Source organism: Sphingobium fluminis, assembly GCF_037723805.1.
GTDB lineage: Bacteria > Pseudomonadota > Alphaproteobacteria > Sphingomonadales > Sphingomonadaceae > Sphingobium.
This window is the reverse complement of the sequence record NZ_JBBJUK010000002.1, coordinates 230,333-249,394: the sequence shown is the minus strand read 5'-3', so window position 1 is coordinate 249,394 and position 19,062 is coordinate 230,333. Positions and strand designations below refer to the sequence as shown.

The window sequence follows — 19,062 nt, the reverse complement described above, 5'->3', positions numbered from 1 at the left end:
TCAATGTCCCTCAGGCCGAGGCGCGCTCCGCTGCGATGATGGTGCGGGCAAAAGGCACGCACTGGCCACATTTGGGCCGACGGCCAAAACGGGCATAGGCCGCGCAAGGCGTGTTGGCGCCGTCGCGTGCGGCTTCCTTGAGATCTTTTTCGCGGATGGCATTACAGATGCAAACGACCATTCAGACTCTCCTGACCTTCGAGGTAGCCCAGATGATAATGGGTCGCAATAGATTTTCATCTGTTCTTGCGAATCTTTTGCGTTTGGCCCGCAGCCAGGCTGCGCCACAGCCATTCGACGGGACCCATGGCGAAATTGCGCTGCCACATAGGCGACCAGATCAGCATCGTAGTCCAGCCAGCGGCGATGATCAGGGGGAGTTGCGCCAGCCGAACCGTTCCGAACCAGCCCAGGCACCAGCCGTAGAAAAGAGCGGCCAGGGCGAGGCTCGTGCCCAGATAGTTGCTGAGCGCCAGCCGCCCGGTCGCGGCAAGGCGCGTTACCAGTGGCGAACCTCGATGGCGCGCGATCAGCCAAAGGATGAGGGCCGCCCAGCCTACGGTGAGCGGGATACGGAGCGGAAAGGACCATGCCAGGACGATGCCGATCGTCGTGAGCGGCGCGAATCCGCTGATAATCGTCCATACCGCCAGCGCGGCCATCGGCGGCAGGCCGATGAGGAAGCAATGTCGCGCCGTTCGCCAATATTGCGCCGCATCCCATCGGCCGGTGAGGAAGCCCGCCTTGAGCATCGCCATGCCGAGCAGCATGAAGCCCAGCGAATCGAGCGCGCTGAACATCAGCGTCCATAGCCACTGGCCGGGAAAGCCGGACAGATGGTGAAGGACGACACCGGCAAATTCGCCGCGATAGATGGCCGTTTCGGCGAGCGCGGCGGGACTGGCCGGATCGGTCATCCCTGCGATGAAGTGCATGAAGGCTGCTTTCGTTGCGGACGAAGCGTCCGGCGCGCTCGCTGAATGCGCCCAGATATAGAGGCTGGCGACGAAGATCGCGCAGAGGAGAAAATGGGCGGCGAAGGCGAGAAAGGCGCGTTTGACGAGCGCCAGCGGCTCCAGCCGGACGAAGGCGAGCGCGGCGACGCCGACCACGGCATAGGTCATCAATATGTCGCCTGCCCAGAGCAGCAGATAATGGGTCAGGCCGAATGCGAAGAGCCAGCCCATGCGGACCTGATGCGAGCGACGGCCATCGCGGCCCGCCATTTCCTCACGATCGATCAGCAGCAGCATGGACGCGCCGAACAGGAGCGAGAAAAGCCCCCGCATCTTGCCGTCGAACAGGATGAAGCCGGTCGCCCAGAAGAGGATGTCGCCGGTCGAGAGCGGCCCCGCCGCCACCGGATTGGAATAGGCGGCCTCAGGAAAGGCGAAGGCGGTGACGTTCATCCACAATATGCCCATGACGGCACAGCCGCGCAGCACGTCCATGGCGGGTATGCGGGGGGCGTGGTCGGTCAATGATCGTCCTTGGAACGGGTTGGGGGCTGGCAAATCGAGCGGGGCTCTGCCATGCGACTAGCCATGAACGGCGGTCGCAAGCAACGGATAAGCGATGCATTCGGCGCGGCGGCGGCGCGCTATGACGATCATGCCGGGCCGCAGCGGCTGGCGGCGGCGCTGGTCGCGGACCTCGCCCAGCGCCAGAAGCCCGCGGGGGTGGAGCGAATCCTGGAAATCGGCTGCGGCACGGGATTTCTGACGCGGGATATTCAGGCGCGCTGGCCGGGCGTCGACCTCGTGGTCACGGACCTGTCGCCGGCGATGCTGGCGCGGGCGGCGACCGGCGGGTTGATCGCGGGCACCTTTCTGCCGATGGACGGGGAAGCGCCGGCGTTCGAGGGCGAATGGTTCGACCTCATCCTGTCCAGCCTCGCCTTCCAGTGGTTCGACGATCTGGAGGGGGCGATCGCGCGGTTGGTCGGGCTGCTGCGGCCGGGCGGAAGCCTGATTTTCTCGACCATGGGGGCGGGAAGTTTCGCCGGGTGGCGCGCGGCGCATGCGGCGTGTGGGCAGGAGGCGGGCATCGCTGTCTATCCGTCGCTCGATGATCTGCGGGCGATGCTGAACGGCTATGACGATGCGTTCGCGTTCGACGAGGATATTGCGTTGGACTGCGACGGGGGGCGGGGGCTGATCGCGCATCTCAAAGGGATCGGCGCGGTCGTGCCGGTGGGCGCGCGGCAGCCGCTCGGAGCGGGGGAATTACGCCGGGTGATGCGCGCTTTCGATGCGGCGGGTGGCGGTGATGGCTATCAGCTGCTGTTCGGCCGCGTGACCCGATCCGGGGCTTAACTTCGCATATTTCCCGCACATCGTTTGCGTTTGTTGCGCGGGCTTGATCCTATTCGAGCGTCTGCCGGTGATGGGAGGTAGACGGTGAGAAGGAGCCGGGGTTTGGTATAGCGCGGGTGGATGGGGATAGGACAGGGGTTACGGGCGGGTCGGCCCTGTGGGGTGAGTTGGGTCCCCGCTTTCGCGGGAACGACGGAGGGGGTTAGTCGGGCAGGCGTTCGAAGCCGAGGCCGATCGCGAGGTCGTCCCAGTGGGGGTTGCGTTCCTCGGTCAGCGCGATCTTCCAGGCGCGGTTCCATTTTTTGAGACGTTTTTCGCGGAAGGATCGCTTCGTCCATCGTGGCGTGCTGTTCGAACCACATCAGGCGGTTGACGCCATAATCGTGAGTGAAGCCGGGGATGGCTCCGGTGCGATGCTGGTTGAGGCGCTGGATCAGGTCCGACGTGACGCCGATATAGAGCGTGCCGTTGCGTTTGCTGGCGAGGATGTAGACGCAGGGCTTGCGGGTGCGGAACATATGCGCAAGGGTTTTAGCCGATACACCAGTTACGCAAAATCCCCTTCGTCATCCCCGCGGACGCGGGGACCCATGGGCCGTTTCGAGCCTTCGATGGTGAAGCAAAGAATCCGATAGCGATGCGGATGGAGACCCATAGGACGACGCTTTGTCGCTGTACCTCTCGACCAGGCCCTCGTCGTGTGGGGAGAGATGGGTCCCCGCGTCCGCGGGGATGACGAGAGGGGGCGGGGTTAGAGTTCGGCGTCCATCAGTTTGGGGAAGAAGCCTTCATGGGCGGGGCGCAGGTCGGCGAGGGGGATTTGCGAGGTGCCGAATGACAATGCCGCACCTCCCGTTGTACCGATTTTGTCAACAGCTACCGGAGCGACAAGAACGTCGTCCAAGGTGCCTTTGGGCACGGTTACGACATATCGGGCTTGATCTTCGCCAAAGGCCCACGCTGCCACTGGCAAATCGCCTACACGCCCCTTGTTGAGAGGGCCTTGGCCAACAAGATTGGCGCCGATACCCGAAGCGAGCGCCATTTCCGCGACCGTGACCAACAGGCCGCCGTCAGAGCAATCGTGAACGGCCGTCGCACCCATTTCGGCGATCAGGAGACGGACGAAGTCGGCGGCCTTCCGTTCATCTACAAGATTGACCGGCGGGGGAGAACCAGCCTCTTGGCCATGGACTTCGCGCAGCCAGAGCGACTGGCCGAGATGGCCAACAGAATGTCCGATGAGGTAAATATCCTCCCCTTCATCCTTGAACGCAATCGTCGCCATCCTGTCGACATCCGCCAGCAGGCCGATGCCGCCGATCGCGGGGGTCGGCAGGATCGCGCTGCCGCCGCCGGTGGCCTTGCTTTCGTTATAGAGCGAGACGTTGCCGCTCACGATCGGGAAGTCGAGCGCGCGGCAGGCGTCGCCCATGCCTTCGAGGCAGCCGGTCAGCTGGGCCATGATCTCGGGCCGTTGCGGGTTGGCGAAATTGAGGCAGTTGGTGACGGCGAGCGGGGTCGCGCCGACCGCGCTCAGATTGCGATAGCATTCGGCGATCGCCTGCTTGCCGCCTTCATAGGGGTCGGCATAGCAATAGCGCGGTGTGCAATCGGTGCTGATCGCGATGCCCTTGGTCGAGCCATGGACGCGCACCACTGCGGCGTCGCCGCCGGGGCGCTGCACCGTGTCCGCGCCGACCATATGGTCATACTGCTCCCATATCCAGCGGCGGCTGGCGATATCGGGGGAGGCCATGAGCTTCAACAGGTCCGCGCCGATATCCGTCGATTGCGGTATGTCGCCGAGCGGCTGGACATTGGCCCACGCCTTATACTCTTCCTTGCTGGCGGCGGGCCGGTCGTAGAGCGGGGCGTCGTCGGCGAGGGGCCCAAGCGGAATGTCGCACACCGTCTCCCCATGGTGGATAAGGACCATGCGGCCGGTGTCGGTGACTTCGCCGATGACCGCGAAGTCCAGTTCCCATTTGTGGAAGATGGCTTCGGCGAAGGCTTCGCGGCCGGGCTTCAAGACCATCAACATGCGCTCCTGCGATTCGGAGAGCATCATTTCATAGGCGGTCATGCCGGTTTCGCGCTGGGGCACGGCATCCATGTTGAGCAGCAGGCCGACTCCGCCCTTGCTCGCCATTTCGACCGAGGAGGAGGTGAGGCCCGCCGCGCCCATATCCTGAATCGCGACGATCGCGTCGGATGACATGAGTTCGAGGCAGGCCTCGATCAGCAGCTTTTCGGTGAAGGGATCGCCGACCTGCACGGTCGGGCGCTTGGCCTCGCTGTCCTCGCCGAAATCGGCGCTGGCCATGGTCGCGCCATGGATGCCGTCACGGCCGGTCTTGGAGCCGACATAGACGATCGAATTGCCGACGCCCGAGGCGGCGCTGTAGAAAATCTTGTCGGTGTCGGCGATGCCGACCGTCATCGCGTTGACCAGGATATTGCCGTCATAGGCGGGGTGGAAATTCACCTCGCCGCCCACGGTCGGCACGCCCACGCAATTGCCGTAGCCGCCGATGCCGCGCACGACGCCGCTGATGAGGTGGCGCATCTTGGGATGGTCAGGCCGGCCGAAGCGCAGCGCGTTCATGTTCGCGATCGGGCGCGCGCCCATGGTGAACACATCGCGCAATATGCCGCCCACGCCCGTCGCTGCGCCCTGATAGGGTTCGATGTAGCTCGGATGGTTGTGGCTCTCCATCTTGAAGATCGCCGCCTGACCGTCGCCGATATCCACCACGCCGGCATTCTCGCCGGGGCCGCAAATGACCTGCGGGCCGGTGGTCGGCAGCTTCATCAAGTGGATTTTGGAGCTCTTATAGCTGCAATGTTCCGACCACATGACCGAGAAGATGCCGAGTTCGGTAAGGTTCGGCTCGCGGCCGATGGCTTTTAAGACGCGGTCATATTCTTCCGGGGAGAGGCCATGTTCGGCGACGATTTCCGGGGTGATCTGGCTGGCGGTGCTGGACATGCACGCGCCTTTAGCGAGCGCGCGGGCGAAGCACAACCAGAAGGGCGCTTGCCCCCGCCGTCAGAAAATGCCGACAGCCGCATCAGCCCAGATAGAGAGGACCGCGCCCGAAACGATCGCGCAGATCAGAAGCCGGACGAAGGGGCGGGCGACGAAACGCATCGTCAGTTCGACACTCGTGCCGACAGCACCGAGCAATAAGGCGGCGGCGGCAAAATCCTCCACGCCCCAGCGGACCTCGCTTGTGAACCGCATTGCGACCGCGGGGGTGATAAGCAGGGTGGCGATGATGGCCCACAGGATCGGCCGCCACGCAGGATAGGGCGCTGGGACATGAGGCCTCGTCAGAAACACCAAATTCGATCCTTTCGCCCCATTATGATCGACGTCGCGATCCGGCCCAGCGCAAAATGAAGGCCGGACTTCCACGAGAGAAATCCGGCCTGGCAGTCGAAGAGATTGTCAGGCTCAAGCCTTGCAGCTGAGCGCGCCCTTGCCCGCGACATTGGCGGTGATGTCCTTGCCCGATCCGCTGACTTCATAACCGCCCTCGGCGGTGAAGGGTTTGCCGGCTTCGGCGGCGGTCAGGGTGGTGGGCGAGCCGTCCTTCGTGGTGCGCAGGATCGCGGTCTTGTCGTCGCTCATAAAGTCGACGAACACGAGGCTGTTGCCCTTGCAGCGATATTGACGGCTGACCTTGACCATCGGCGGCAGTTCGACCGGCGCGGCGTTGGCCAGCTTTTCCGCCATGGGATCGGCCGGGCCGCCCACGACTTGGGGTTCATCATTTTTGTTGCAGGCGGACAGCGAACTGAGGGCGGCAACGGCGAGAAGGGGGAGATAATATTTCATAGCGATCCTTTTATGTGCGAGCGCAACATGATGCGTCAACGCAAAATTGCCCGAATTCCGCTAGCGCTGTTGTGCAAGGGCGTAACAATTTGCGAACGGGTGCATCACGATCCACGGTTAACCGCGGCACAGGCTTGACCGCGATGGCGGTGCGGGCCAATGCAGAAACATGGCAGAGGACAGCATGAACCAGCCCGTCGACCCGTCGATATTGTCGTTCGAAGACGCACTGCGTGCGCTCGAAGCGATCGTCCGCCGGCTGGAAAGCGGGGATGTGCCGCTCGATGAATCGATTTCGCTCTATACGCAGGGCGAAGCGTTGCGGAAGCGTTGCACGGAACGGTTGCAGGCGGCCGAGGCGCGCATCCAGAAGCTGACGCTCGACGCGAGCGGCGCCGTGACCGGCGCTCAGCCCTTTGGCGCGGATTGACGGCGGTCGCGTGGTGAAAGGGGGCTCAGCCGCTGTGCTGATCGCCGAGCGATCGGCGGCGATGGCGGCTGCGATCGACGCGGCTTTCGACCATGTGCTCGCTGTGCCCGACGATGCGCGGAGCAGGTTGTACGAGGCGATGCGCCATGCCGCGATCGGCGGCGGCAAGCGGCTGCGGCCGCTGCTGGTTGAGGCGACCTGCGACCTGTTCCATATTGCGCGCGACTCCGCGTTGCGAGTCGGCCTCGCGGTCGAATGTATCCATGTCTATTCGCTCATTCATGATGACCTGCCGGCCATGGACGATGACGATCTGCGTCGGGGCAAGCCCACGGTGCACAAGGCGTTCGACGAGGCGACGGCGATCCTGGCGGGCGATTGCCTGCACGACATCGCCTTTGAGATATTGAGCGACGAGGCGACCCATGCCGATCCGTTCGTGCGGATCGAGCTGGTGCGCGCGTTGGCGCTGGCGAGCGGGCCTGCCGGCATGGCGGGCGGCCAGATGATGGACCTGGAGGCGGGGCGGTTCGGCTTTGACCTGCCAACGGTCACGCGGCTTCAGCAACTCAAGACCGGTGCGCTTATCGGCTTTTGCGTCGAGGCGGGGGCAATATTGGCGCGCGTCCCGCCCGAGGGACGAATCGGCCTTCGCGGCTATGCGCGCGACATCGGGCTGGCGTTCCAGATCGCCGACGACCTGCTGGATGTCGAGGGCGACGCTGACCTTGCCGGCAAGGCGCTGGGCAAGGATGCGGAGGCGGGCAAGGAAACCTTCGTCTCGCTGCTGGGGGTCGAAAGGGCGCGGGAACAGTCGCGGCTGCTCGTCGATCAGGCCAAGGCGCATCTGCACGGGGCTGGCGCGGAGGCCGACCTGCTGCGCGCGATCGCGGACTATATCGTGGAGAGGGACCGATAGCATGAGCAGGCAGCGAATTGGCGTCTATCCCGGCACATTCGATCCGGTCACGCTCGGCCATATGGACATTATCCGCCGCGGCGCGAAGCTGGTCGACAGGCTGGTGATCGGGGTCACCACCAACATCGCCAAATCGCCGATGTTTTCCGACGAGGAGCGGCTGGAGATGGTGCGGCGCGAATGCGCGGACATCGGTTCGGAGATCGTCGTGAGCGGCTTTAATTCGCTGCTGATGGATTTTGCCGAATCGCAGGGCGCGAGCGTCATCATCCGGGGGCTGCGCGCGGTGGCGGACTTCGAATATGAATATCAGATGGCGGGCATGAACCAGCAGATCAACGACCGGGTCGAGACGGTGTTCCTGATGGCGGATGTCTGCCTTCAGCCGATCGCGTCCCGTCTGGTCAAGGAAATCGCGCTTTATGGCGGCCCGATCCACAAATTCGTCAGTCCGGCGGTGCGTGGCGAGGTCGAGGCCAGGGTCGCGGCGATCGGGCGTAAAGGCGACGGCTGAATTTGCTAAGACTGCGTTCAGTTGCCAATCGCGATGAGCGCGCTATCAGGGCAGCTCCGCCATCCGGCTTATAAGATCAGGAAAGCATCATCCATGCGATTCACTCGGGCGTTCACGACTGCGGCAATCGGCTTCGCCCTGTTCGCATCCAGCGGCGCCGCGCTCGCCCAGGGCGGCAAGGGCGACGCGATGAAGAAGGAACAATCGGCGGTGCGCGCCGAGGAAACCGCCAAGGCGCTGGGGCTGGAAGTCGTCAAGCTGCCCCCGGCGGTGGTGCCGGTCGATCCGCAGAATGTGTGGGACCTCGACCTGTCGAGCGGCGGGCGCGTGCGCATCCAGTTGCGCCCGGACATCGCCCCGGCCCATGTCGAGCGCATCAAGGAGCTGACGCGGCAGGGCTTCTATAATGGCCTGAAATTCCATCGCGTGATCCCCGGCTTCATGGCGCAGGGCGGCGATCCCAAGGGCGACGGCACGGGCGGATCGACGCTTCCCGACCTCAAGGCCGAATTCAACCCCATGCCCCATTTGCGCGGCACGGTGTCGATGGCGCGCGCGCAAAGCGACGATAGCGCCAACAGCCAGTTCTTCATCGTCCTGCTGCCCCGCATGCAGCTCGACAAGAAATATACCGTATTCGGCCGCGTGATCGACGGCATCCAATATGTCGACGCGATCGCGCAAGGCGAGCCGCCGGCCAACCCGACCGTCATTCTCCAGGCGTCGATAGACAGCGACGGCAAACCGCCCGTGGTCGCGCCGATCGCGCCCGCCGCGCCTGAACCTTCGATCGTCGCACCGGCCAAGCCCAAGGCGGTGTCCAAAAAGCCTTCGCCCGCCAAGAAGAAGTAAGGCGCCTATCCGGCCAGCTTCATGCGCGTAGACCTGTTCGATTTCGACCTGCCGCCCGAACGGATCGCGCTGCGGCCGGCTTCGCCGCGCGATAGCGCGCGGCTGATGCTGGTGGCGGGCGATGCCGCGTTCGAGGATCGGGTCGTGCGCGACCTGCCGTCGTTGCTGCGCGCTGGCGATGTGCTGGTGTTCAACGATACCCGCGTCATTCCCGCCCAGCTTGAAGGCGTGCGCGGGCAGGCGCGGATCGGCGCGACGCTCCACAAGCGATTGGGGCTTCGGCAGTGGCAGGCGTTCCTGCGCAACGCCAAGCGGGTGAGGGACGGCGACCGGATCGATTTCGGCGCGGGGGTCGCGGCCATCGCCGGCCCGCGGGACGAAGATGGCGGCGTTACGCTGCGTTTCGAGGGCGACGAGCCGGTGGAGGTGCTGCTGGAGCGGGCGGGGCGGATGCCGCTGCCGCCCTATATTGCTACGAAGCGCCCGACCGACGACCGCGACCGCAGCGATTACCAGACGATGTTCGCGCGCGAGGATGGCGCCGTGGCCGCGCCCACGGCGGCGCTGCATTTCACGCCGGACCTGATGACGGCGCTGGGGCAGGCAGGGGTCGCCACGGAGGCGCTGACCCTGCATGTCGGCGCGGGTACGTTCCTGCCGGTCAAGGCGGAGGATACCAGCGATCATCGCATGCATGCCGAGTGGGGGCGGATCGACGCCGCGACCGCCGACCGGCTGAATGCCGCGCGGGCGGCGGGGGGGCGGCTGATCGCGGTCGGCACGACGAGCCTGCGTCTGCTGGAAAGCGCCGCGCAGGAGGATGGCCTTATTCGGCCGTTCGCGGACGAGACCCGCATCTTCATCACGCCCGGTTATCGCTTCCGCGCGGTCGACGGCCTGATGACCAATTTTCATCTGCCCAAATCGACCCTGTTCATGCTGGTTTCGGCGCTGATGGGCCGGGAACGGATGCAGGACGTCTATGCGGCGGCGATCGGGCGGGGCTATCGCTTCTACAGCTATGGTGACAGTTCGCTGCTGCTGCCCTGAGACTTAGTTCCGGCCAGCGAACAGGAAGCCGACGGCCGCCATGATGCAGAGGAAGGCGGCGGCGTGCCGCCAGTGCAGCGGCTCGCCCAGCACGGTCACCATGAAACCGCCGAAGATGATAAGGGCGATGGCCTCTTGCGCGACCTTGAGCTGGCTGGCGCTCCAGCCGTGCGCGAATCCGATCCGGTTGGCGGGCACGGCGAAGCAATATTCGATAAAGGCGATGCCCCAGCTGATGAGGATGACGATCAGCAGCGGCTTTCCCATGCCGCCCTTGAGGTGCCAGTACCAAGCCGTGGTCATGAACAGATTGGACAGGATGAGCAGCAGGATGGTGGGCATGGGAGCCTTAGCAGCTGAAGTGATGAGATCAGGTTGATCTTGGTCCCCGGCATGCGCCGGGTCCAGTGATGAAGCGTCGTTCCTTGTGCCTCCTGGGCGCCGGCGTTCGCCGGGGAACAATTCGGCATGGCATATGCGATTAAGGAAAAGGGGTCGGAACAAGGAAAAGGGCCCGACCAGCGGCCGGACCCATTTTGTGTGACGTCAGCGCATCGCGCCTGAAATCGAGATCGCTTTTTCTCCGTTCGGGCTGAGCGAAGTCGAAGCCTTCCACTGACCCCGGACTTGATCCGGGGGAAGTGAGCTTCGCCTCCGCTCAGCAGGGTCCCCTTCGACTGCCTGCTTGCAGCAGGCGCTCAGGACAGGCTTCGACTTCGCTCAGGGCGAACGGATCACATTTTACGCACGACGCCCAAGAACAAAAGTCGCGGTCCTTATCCGGTTACGCCGCGACGGGGGCCGTTTTCCGCTGGCGATCGGTCCTGCCGATGGCGATCGTCGCGATCGTTGAACATAGCCTGGTTCTCGCGCTCGGCCCGCCAGGCATGATGCGCCTCGTCGGCGGTCTTTTCGAGCGTCACTTTCTGCGCATCCACCGATTTGATCCATGAGGACGGGATCGAATGATGCACGCCGTTCGCGTCGCTGTCGTTTTTCGTCAGGATGATGCGGTCGCCGCGTTGCTTGTCGACCTTGCCGACATGGGCACCATCGCTGCCGACGACGTCCATATGCTCGCGAACCTGCTGAATCGCCTGACGCTGCTCGCCACGGCGCGAGCGCCAACTCGTGAATTCATTGTGGAAGCGTTCGCGATGCTCGTTCTGATATTCGGCATAGTCGCGGTCGAGTTCCTCGATCCGCTGATTGCGCCAGTCATGATAATTGCTGTCGTGGCCGCCGCGATATTGCGCGCCATAATTTTGCTGCGGCCCATAGGCGCGCACCCGGTTGCCATTATCTTCATTGCCAAAGCCGCTGCGCTCTCCGGCGAAGGGGGCATAGCCGCGATTAGGGAGGTAGCGGCTGCCCGAGGCGGAGGCATATCCCATGCGGCTGCTCTGATCGCGCGGATCGCCATAGGGGCGGTTGTAATAATCGTCATATTCGCGCCGGCGCTCGGCTTCCTCATCGCCGAACCAGCTACGGATTTCGTCGCCTGCCCGGTCGAAAAAGCCGCGATCTTCGGGGTCATAATCATTCGGATTGCGGCGCGGATCGGGATCATTCCGTCCGTAAAGCGGGTCGGGCCCGCCAAATTGGCCGCGCGTGCCATAACGATAGCCCTGTTCCTCGCGGTGGCCCCGCTCGCTCCCGCGATGCCGATCAGAGCCGCGATCCCAGTCGCTGGAGTACCGATCGCCCGGATAGCGATCATCGCCACCGTAGCGGCGTCCGCTCTGGTAACCCATCGTCCTTCTCCTCATGCTTGCGTGTCGACGCACCGAAAGCGCCGCTGCGGGAACAATGTGGGAAGGGCTTGGCTGTTCCACGCATTACGCAAGAGTAATGTCCGGGCTTTGCACCGGTTTATCGACTCGCAGAGCGTGGGTGGGATGACCTTCGCTATTTCGGCCAGGTCCCAAAAGACCGTTGCATGGGGCAAAAGGCTCGCCTATAGGCAGCGCTCCTTGGGGCCTTAGCTCAGCTGGGAGAGCGCGTCGTTCGCAATGACGAGGTCAGCGGTTCGATCCCGCTAGGCTCCACCAAGGATTTTCACGACACTTGAAATTGCGGGTGATTTGCCTGGTCGGGCGGATCACGGGCCGGCGGCTGTGTATAACAGCATCGATCGGCCGGATAGCAAAAGGGGCATGGCCGGACGATCGGCCATGCCCCTTTTTTAAGCGCCCGATTCGAGCGTCAGAAGCGTAAGGTGATGCCGCCGTTGATGTGACGCGACGCGCTTTGGCCGCTAAATTCGGCGTCGCCTTCCAGGAACAGCGAGACGCTCGAACTGACAGCGATATCCAGACCAGCGCCGGCATGGGCCAGCGTGCGGTCGCGTTCCGCGCCGGCGACAGTGTAGCCGACCGAGGCACCGGCAAAGGCGCCGGTGGCGGTGATCGCGTCGCCGCTGGCCCGATGCCGCACGCCGCCAGCGATCCAGGGCCGCACGGCGCCAGCGCCCGGCGCCGACAATTTGAGGTCGGCGGTCAGGAAGGTGGCGTCATATTTTTGTTTGGCGACAGTGAGCGCGAAGGCCCCGCCGCCGCTTTCCACCGCCGCGCCGCGTTTGACCGAGATGTGGGTCACGCCGACTTCCGGTCCAATCTGCCAGCCGTCGCCGACCGGGAAGCCATAGCCGACAAAGGCGTCGATGCTGGTGCCGCGCAGGCTGTAATGGCTGCGCGCCGTGCCGCCCGTCGCCGGATTGCGGAGCGTGTCGGCGTTGGCGCGATCGAACAGCAATGTCGCGCCGGCCGAGAAGCCGCCGGCCGCATAATGCAGCCGTCCGCCGAAGAACAGGCCGTCCGCATCGTTGCGCGCACCGATGCCACGCAGGCGCTGGCGAGAGTCGCTGCGGCCCACGAACAGGGTCGCGCCGAGCGTGGAGTTGCCATAGCCGACGCCGCCCAGAAAGCCGCTGCTGTCGATATCGGCCTTCGCTACGCCGCGCGCATCGCCCGACAGGTCGCGGCGGTTGCCATAGGCCTGACCGAACACGAACAGGCCGCTTTCATCGCTGATCCCGGCCAGGCGAACCGATCGCAACGCCTGGGTGATGGCAAGGCCGTTCTCGATGCCGACCTGCACCACCGAGGCGTAGGGTTCGGGGCTGAGCGTCGAAAGCGCGGCGGCGCTGGCGAAGCCGTCCGCACCGACCAGGACGGGGAAGGCGGCGAGGATGCCGGATGGCGCGCCGCCCAGCAGGAGGCGGTTGAGATAGGCGTTCGTCAGCGTCGCTTGCGCGTTCGCACCGGCGCGCAGTTGGAACATGCTGAGCAACTGGATCGCATTGGGCGCATAGCTGAGCACGCCCAGCACAGTTGCGTCGCGGGTGACATTGGTGCCGAAGGTGCCGTTGACGCCGCCGGTTGCGGTGACAAGATTATAGATGCCGGGCGTGAGCGGACGATTGCCCGTGAGCGTCAGCGACGCGCCATTTGCGATGGTCAGCGATCCGTTGATGACGAGGGCGTCGCTGGCGGCGGGAGTGAATTCGAACAGGCTGTTCGACCCCGCGTTGAGCAGGACATTGCCATTGACCGTCATCGTGCCGGGCGAAGCGCCGGGCGACAGGGTGCCACTGACATTAACCGACCCGTTGACCGTGCCCGCGCTGCCGAAGGTGCCGGCCGACGCGACGGTGACATTGCCATTGATCGTCGACCCCGTCCGGCCGATCAGGCGGCCGCCATCGACCGCGATCGATCCGAAGCTCGCCGTTCCGTTGATCGCGCCGGTGCCGGATTCGACCTGTAATTGTTCGAAGGCGGAGAAGCCGGACAGGTTGACCTCCTGTGGCGCTGCCCCGGTGCCGGTGAAGCTGGCGCGCGCCACATCGGTGCCATCGCCGCCGGCGGTGGTGCCGCCGATCGCCCATGCGCCCTGAAGGATCAGTTCATCGTCGCCGCTGCCAAGATCGACATCGCCCCCGACCGAGCCGGTCAGGGTGAAGCGGTCATTGCCGCCGCCGGCGAAGACGCTGCCCGAAACGGTGCCGCTGTTGGCGAACTCGTCGTTACCGTCGGTGGGAAGGGCAAGGGCGGTCACCGCGAAGGCGCTTGCGAAACGGGCCTGAGCGAGCTGGCTCGTTTCTTCCACGGGCGGGGGAGGTGTCGAGCCGCCGTCCAGATTGACGTCGCCGCTGATCGAGCCGCTGTTGGTCAGGCTGTCGTCGCCGCTGCCGGTATCGACGTCGCCGGTAACGGTGCCGCTGTTGCCGACCTGATCCGCGCCGTCGCCGGTGTCGACATTGCCGGTGGTCGTGCCGGCATTGGCGAAGGCGTCGTCGCCGCCGCCCAGTGCGACGTCGCCGATGATCGTGCCCTGATTGGTAAGGTCATCGCCGCTGTCCGATCCGGTGACGGCGGTGTCGCCCTGCGTCTGGATCACCGCGTTCTGGCCGAACGTGATCGGCGCGCCGCTGTCGAGCTGAACGGTCTGGACGGGCAGGGGCGCGTCCGATTCGATCGCGCCGGACCCGGTAAGGCCGAGCGATTCGAAATTGACGAGCTGGGTGTAGAGGGACTGGTCGAGCTTGCCGCCGCCTGTGATGTCGATCACGAAGCTGTCCGTACCCGCGCCGCCATCGGCCGTGCCGTTCAGAGTGGCGTTGATCCCCTGAACGAAGCTGTCGTCGCCGTCGCCGAGGTCGAGATTGCCGTTCAGCGCGCCATAATTGGCGAAGCGATCATTGCCGGTGCCGAGCGCGACCGAGCCGTTGATCGTGCCCCGATTGGTGAAATCCTGGTCCAGCGCGGCGTCGCCCCGGAACGCGAAGCCGCTGGCGGCTGTGACGGTGCTGCCCTGCGCGAGCGTGATCGCACCGGTCGCGAGCTGGATCGGCGCCAGGGCCACGTCGCCGCTGCTGGTGACCTCTCCATCGCCGGCGAGGGCGACATATTCAAATCCGCTCTTCTGCGCCAGCGCCATGTCCTGCAAGGAGCCGCCCTGGCTGACATTGAAGATGAAGCTGTCGCCCAGGCCCTCGCCGCCATCGGCGGTGCCGCTGAGATGAGTCGCATAATCCTTGAGCAGCGTGACGAAGACGTCATTGCCCGCGCCCATCGCGACATTGCCGGTCATTGATCCCGTATTGAAGATCCGGTCGTTGCCCGAGCCGGCGAAGATATTGCCGTTAATCCGACCCATATTGGTGAGCGTGTCGTCGCCCTGACGCAGGGCGATGCCGCCTTCGATAACGCCGGTCGCGCCATTGGTGACTAGATCGACGGAATTGAAAGTGTCGATGCCGCCGCCGATCACGCCTTCCATCGTGGCGTCGTCCATGATGTTGCCATCGGCATAGGAGAAGGCAAGCGTGGAGGTGGGCGTATTGACAGCGCTCAGGAACGTGCCGCCGCCGGGCGTGGTGCGGATCAGGCCGTCATTGACGATGGTGATGGTGTCGGCAGTAGCGACGATGCCGTTGCCCGTCGCCTGGTTAGGCAGTGTGATCGCGCCATTGGGCGCACCGAACAGCAGGCTATTGGCTTGCGACAGGATCTGGCCGCCCGCGGCGTTGGTGATCGACAGGCTGGATTGGCCTTCAGCATCCAGCGCAACGCCCAGCGCGATCGTGGGCTGGCTAACGAGGCGGTTCTGCGGCAGGCCGTAAAATTGGCCCGGCGTCAGGAAATTGCTGCCGGTGGTGCGGATGGTGCCGCTGTTGACGATAGTGACCATAGCGTTTGCCGTGGCCGCGGCGGGCAGACCGCTTCCGATATCCCCGGCCTCGACGGAAATCAGCACCGCGCCGCCGCCATGGTCGGCGGTTTCGATCGTGCCGCTGTTGGTGAAGTTGAGAATGCCGTCGAGATTGGTTTCCTGCTCGATATCGAGGCCCGAATAGCGAGCGGGATAAGCCTTCTGGTTGGGCGTGACCGCCCGCGCCATCTGGCCGCTGTTAGTGACCGTGACGGTGGTCGCCTCGGCAAACAGGGACGTCGTGCCGGCAATGGACCCCGTATTGAGGAAGGTGAAGTTGTCGCCGTCGATGATATCGTCATCGCCCCCAACAGCGGCGAAGTCATTGGCCTCCAGTTGGACGGCTTCGGCGTCCGGATCGTTGGGGTCGGTCGTGATCGTCCCGCTGTTGGTGAAACTGAAGCTGCGGGTCGCGCCACTCGCGTCGATGCCGCCCTCCAGGGTCCCGCTATTGAGCAGGGTTACGCTGGTCGCGGCGAAGGAATCGTCCTCGGGGAGCCCGGCGTCAATGCCATCCCATGAGAGTTCTGCGGCGCGGTCGATGCCGTTGGGATTGGCCCCGATCGAAATCGCGCCCTTATTCTCAAAGCGGAAATCGCTTGGGCGTCCGGCAAAGGCCAGGCCGCCCGATATGATGCCGCTGCTGTCGTTGAGGATGCTGACCGGCGCTGCGGCGGTCGCTTCGACGGCCGTGACGAGGGTGATGGCGGAATCGAGGATATTGCCGGGCTGGCGCGTGCCGGCATCGGTCATGATGACGCTGCCGCTATTGACGAAGCTGAAGGCCTTGCCGGCCGCGCCCTGAATGATCGTGCCGGGCTGGCTGGAACGGATGTTGATGGCGCCGCTGTTGACGAAGGCGGCGGCGTTGATCGCCAGATCGCCGTTGACGATGCCCTGGTTCGTGAAGGATTGCAGCGCGCTGCCGGTCGTGAAGATATTCTGGAACGGCTGACCGTTGGCGCCCGGCTGGGTGATGACCAGCTGGCCACTTTGTCCGACACTGCCGGCATAGTTGACCGCGCGGGTCCGGGTGTTGGCAAGTGTGGCCGGGGGGAGGTTCGAGCCGTCGAGCGAAATGTCGTTGATGGTCGCCTGGTTGACGATCGCGCCGTCGCCCCAGACGGCGAGGCCATTTGCAGTTGTCGATCCGGCTTCATTGGTCACGGTGACCATTGTACCCGCGCCGAGCGCTTCGACGCCACCGACCTCGAAATGCAGGGGCAAGGTGGACGGGATGGCGAAGATGTTCGAAGCGTTGAAAGACTGGATGAAGGTGTCGGCGCCGTTACCGGGGTCGATCGTGCCGGCGACACCCAGGTTGGGGCCACCCCGATTGATGAAAATCTCGTTCGAGAAGCCTTGCAGATTCGCCGGGCCGACGTTGCCGCTGACGGTTCCGCCCGCGTTAACGTAAATACCACCGGAGATGAATGCGACATTGCCATTGATCGCGCCGGCATTGACGATGGCGCTGTTGACGTGCGGGCGCAGCACGGCGCCGGGCTGGACCGGGTTGGGGGTCGGCGGGCTGAGCGTCAGCGAGGCAATGCTTGCTCCGGCGCGGTTGTCGACCAGCAGATAGCTGGTGCCATTTTGGCGGATCACGGTGTTGGACGCGGTATTGACGATTTGCGTGGGCCCTTGCGCGACGATGGTCTGGCCATCGGTCGTGACGGCGACGTCGCAGGGGGCGGCGAGCGTGCCGGGGCAGGCCTGTGCAAAGGAGGGGTTGGCGGCGGCCAGCGCGTAGAGGCTTGCGCCTACGAATATGCTGTTGCGCGCATGATTGAGACTGGACTTCACGATTCTCTCCCCACTGTATTCATGTCAGGTCCTGCGACCTGCCGCTGCATTCCGGCCGGCTGTTCATGCCGTGTGCGGCAGCGCTGCCGGGCCGAAAGGAACGGTCCAACCTGTTAGGAGAAAAAGGAAATTTTAGGCATGCAGCAAATTGATGCGAATTGCTGCGAATGGCGGCGCGGGCTTTAGAGGCTCTCGAAGGCGGGCGGCGGCATTCGGACATGATGGAGCAGTCGCATGATTTCCGCATCCTTATGCCACCTGGCGGCGATCCTCCTGGTGATGCTGGGAGAATACCATTTCTCGCCCTGCACGACGGCCTGCTGCATCAGGCCCAGAAGGGCGATCCGGTCCCCCATGGCGGACGCGTAAAAAGCCGGAACTTCCCGGATGCGCCGCGTGCCGAGCGCGATTTCCCGCTGGGCGTCGGCGATCAGCGTGCGATGCGCGGTCGCCGGATCTGCCGCAACCCCTGCCCGCAACCGCTTTGCAAGGCTGACCAGTTGGGGTTCTTTGCGCAAAGCCGCCAGATTGTCATAGGCGCGTGATGCTCCGGCCATGTCACCAAGGCCGATATAGACCCAGGTCAGGCAATTCTCGATGGTCGCGTCCGACGGATAGCGACGGCGCAGCTCGGTCAGCAGCTTGAGCGCGAGGCGGTCCCGCCCGGCCTGCCATTGGGCGCAGGCATATTCGATCGCGATCGACTGCGACCCCGGATCGAGCAGCTTGGCGCGTGCGTAATGGCGTTCGGCGGCTGCGCTCGCGCCCATGTCGGCAAGGATGTTGGCATACCAGAAATGCGTCTGGGCATCGGTGCCGTCGAGCTTCAGCGCCCTCTTATATTCGCGCAGCGCGCTCGTCGGGTCATTATCCCACCAATAGTTTACGAAGCCGAGCGCGCGATGGCCGCTGCCAAGGTCGGGGTCGAGGTCGATGGCGCGCTGGGCGGCTATTCGCGCCGCGCCGAACGCGCGTGCGTCGCCGACGTCGCCATATTCGCGGATGATGAGCCAGGCTTCGGCAAGGCCAGCGCGGGCCGGCGCGAAATCGGGTTCCTGCTGGATAACGCGGCCGTACAGCCGGATCGCGCGTTGCAGGTCGGGCGCGGTGCGCTGGCCCCAGGCGTCTCTGGCCGCGACATAGTCGGCTGCCACACTGGGTGAGCGCGGCATCGTCCGGTGGTCGTCGCGCGCGGCGTCGACGCGAGAGTTGGCCATCCATGCGGCAATGCCGATGCACAGGATCGTGGCGACGCCCCAGATCGCCGTGGCTCGCCAGCGGGAAAGGCGCGGCGGCGGGACGGAAATGACGGGCGTCGGCGGGATGCCCGCAGCGGGTTCGTCCGGCCTTGCTTCGTCCAGGTCGACAGCGGGCGCGGGCCTGTCCGCGTCCGGCAATATGGCCTGGGCGGGGAGTCCGGCGCCCGGTTCCACATTGGCGCGCGCCCATGCGGCCAGTTCGTCCTCGAAGGCGAATACCGACTTTTGCTTTCCGCCCGGAATCTGATGGACGGGCAGGTTACGCTCCCGCGCCCATCGGGCCACGGTGGTCCGGTCCTTGCCGAAAAAGGCGGCAATCGCCTTCCATCCGTCCAGTCTTCCGCCCGCTCCCATGTTT

At 64.6% G+C, this 19,062-nt stretch carries 15 protein-coding genes, 1 tRNA gene and 1 pseudogene; 7 read left to right on the top strand and 10 right to left on the bottom strand.

What is annotated here, in order from left to right; genetic code table 11:
* Positions 1-10: 10 nt before the first annotated feature.
* Positions 11-181 carry a (2Fe-2S)-binding protein gene (locus WG907_RS07305; RefSeq protein WP_340232090.1) on the bottom strand — a complete coding sequence of 57 codons (171 nt, stop codon included), beginning with the start codon at positions 179-181 and terminating at the stop codon, positions 11-13.
* A gap of 55 nt (positions 182-236) precedes the next feature.
* Positions 237-1,481: a DUF418 domain-containing protein gene (locus WG907_RS07300; RefSeq protein WP_340232088.1), complete on the bottom strand. Its 1,245-nt coding sequence runs from the start codon at positions 1,479-1,481 to the stop codon at positions 237-239.
* Between the two features lie 63 nt (positions 1,482-1,544).
* On the opposite strand from WG907_RS07300, the gene WG907_RS07295 reads away from it, so the two are divergent.
* Complete coding sequence (locus WG907_RS07295) at positions 1,545-2,315, top strand: methyltransferase domain-containing protein (RefSeq protein WP_340232086.1); 771 nt, start codon at positions 1,545-1,547, stop codon at positions 2,313-2,315.
* Between the two features lie 202 nt (positions 2,316-2,517).
* Here the strand turns inward: WG907_RS07295 and WG907_RS07290 are convergent.
* The 4 genes and pseudogenes from WG907_RS07290 to WG907_RS07275 form a co-directional block, all read right to left on the bottom strand.
* Positions 2,518-2,833: pseudogene (locus WG907_RS07290) on the bottom strand (GIY-YIG nuclease family protein).
* A gap of 233 nt (positions 2,834-3,066) precedes the next feature.
* Positions 3,067-5,307 (bottom strand): phosphoribosylformylglycinamidine synthase subunit PurL, encoded by a 2,241-nt coding sequence (purL, locus tag WG907_RS07285; protein WP_340232085.1) that lies wholly within the window; start codon positions 5,305-5,307, stop codon positions 3,067-3,069.
* Positions 5,308-5,367: 60 nt separating this feature from the next.
* Positions 5,368-5,661, bottom strand: a complete 294-nt coding sequence (locus WG907_RS07280; RefSeq protein WP_340232084.1) for a hypothetical protein — start codon at positions 5,659-5,661, stop codon at positions 5,368-5,370.
* Positions 5,662-5,775: 114 nt separating this feature from the next.
* Complete coding sequence (locus WG907_RS07275; protein ID WP_340232083.1) at positions 5,776-6,159, bottom strand: hypothetical protein; 384 nt, start codon at positions 6,157-6,159, stop codon at positions 5,776-5,778.
* A gap of 169 nt (positions 6,160-6,328) precedes the next feature.
* On the opposite strand from WG907_RS07275, the gene WG907_RS07270 reads away from it, so the two are divergent.
* The 5 genes from WG907_RS07270 to queA all read left to right on the top strand — a co-directional run bounded on the left by WG907_RS07270 (position 6,329) and on the right by queA (position 9,924).
* Complete coding sequence (locus tag WG907_RS07270; RefSeq protein WP_340232081.1) at positions 6,329-6,589, top strand: exodeoxyribonuclease VII small subunit; 261 nt, start codon at positions 6,329-6,331, stop codon at positions 6,587-6,589.
* A gap of 61 nt (positions 6,590-6,650) precedes the next feature.
* Positions 6,651-7,508 carry a polyprenyl synthetase family protein gene (locus WG907_RS07265; protein ID WP_445326790.1) on the top strand — a complete coding sequence of 286 codons (858 nt, stop codon included), beginning with the start codon at positions 6,651-6,653 and terminating at the stop codon, positions 7,506-7,508.
* A gap of 1 nt (position 7,509) precedes the next feature.
* Positions 7,510-8,022 carry a pantetheine-phosphate adenylyltransferase gene (gene coaD, locus WG907_RS07260; RefSeq protein WP_340232079.1) on the top strand — a complete coding sequence of 171 codons (513 nt, stop codon included), beginning with the start codon at positions 7,510-7,512 and terminating at the stop codon, positions 8,020-8,022.
* A gap of 93 nt (positions 8,023-8,115) precedes the next feature.
* Positions 8,116-8,874 (top strand): peptidylprolyl isomerase, encoded by a 759-nt coding sequence (locus tag WG907_RS07255; protein ID WP_340232078.1) that lies wholly within the window; start codon positions 8,116-8,118, stop codon positions 8,872-8,874.
* Positions 8,875-8,895: 21 nt separating this feature from the next.
* Positions 8,896-9,924: a tRNA preQ1(34) S-adenosylmethionine ribosyltransferase-isomerase QueA gene (gene queA, locus WG907_RS07250; protein WP_340232077.1), complete on the top strand. Its 1,029-nt coding sequence runs from the start codon at positions 8,896-8,898 to the stop codon at positions 9,922-9,924.
* 3 nt (positions 9,925-9,927) lie between these two features.
* On the opposite strand, the gene WG907_RS07245 is transcribed toward queA, so the two are convergent.
* Both WG907_RS07245 and WG907_RS07240 read right to left on the bottom strand, forming a co-directional pair.
* The gene (locus WG907_RS07245) at positions 9,928-10,266 is read right to left on the bottom strand and encodes a DMT family protein (RefSeq protein WP_340232076.1); all 339 of its coding nucleotides are present in this window, start codon (positions 10,264-10,266) and stop codon (positions 9,928-9,930) included.
* 434 nt (positions 10,267-10,700) lie between these two features.
* Positions 10,701-11,678, bottom strand: a complete 978-nt coding sequence (locus WG907_RS07240) for a DUF2171 domain-containing protein (protein ID WP_340232074.1) — start codon at positions 11,676-11,678, stop codon at positions 10,701-10,703.
* Between the two features lie 221 nt (positions 11,679-11,899).
* On the opposite strand from WG907_RS07240, the gene WG907_RS07235 reads away from it, so the two are divergent.
* Positions 11,900-11,975, top strand: a tRNA-Ala gene (locus tag WG907_RS07235).
* Positions 11,976-12,129: 154 nt separating this feature from the next.
* Here the strand turns inward: WG907_RS07235 and WG907_RS07230 are convergent.
* Both WG907_RS07230 and WG907_RS07225 read right to left on the bottom strand, forming a co-directional pair.
* Positions 12,130-17,445 carry an autotransporter domain-containing protein gene (locus WG907_RS07230; RefSeq protein WP_340232072.1) on the bottom strand — a complete coding sequence of 1,772 codons (5,316 nt, stop codon included), beginning with the start codon at positions 17,443-17,445 and terminating at the stop codon, positions 12,130-12,132.
* Between the two features lie 182 nt (positions 17,446-17,627).
* Positions 17,628-19,058 (bottom strand): tetratricopeptide repeat protein, encoded by a 1,431-nt coding sequence (locus WG907_RS07225; RefSeq protein WP_340232071.1) that lies wholly within the window; start codon positions 19,056-19,058, stop codon positions 17,628-17,630.
* Positions 19,059-19,062: the final 4 nt, after the last annotated feature.